General features: G+C 60.7%; 1 protein-coding gene. It reads right to left on the bottom strand.

Features of this window, described 5'->3' with window-relative positions; all coding sequences use genetic code 11:
• On the bottom strand, positions 1–247 hold a 247-nt coding region (locus tag R0J92_RS25445), incomplete at both ends, for a DUF1402 family protein (protein ID WP_411053734.1).

The following is a 247-nucleotide window of genomic DNA, read 5'->3' on the forward strand; positions in this document are numbered from 1 at the left end:
GCCGGTCATAGGCATCGACATTATAGGTGTGCTCGCCGACGATTGCTCCCACCATGTGGATCGGGTCGATCCGGTAGGCGGAAGCGGTGGACTTGATCTTGCCGATCAGTGCCTTGTCGGTCGCCAGCAGATCACGGATCTTGTCGTATTTGTCGTCGAAGGTCGTGCGACCGGCACGGGTGCGACGCACCGAAGCGCCTGGAACCTTGGGCTGCTCCACATGGCGATTGCCTTCCGGAACAGAGCG

The organism is Tritonibacter sp. SIMBA_163 (assembly GCF_046535935.1).
GTDB lineage: Bacteria > Pseudomonadota > Alphaproteobacteria > Rhodobacterales > Rhodobacteraceae > Epibacterium > Epibacterium scottomollicae.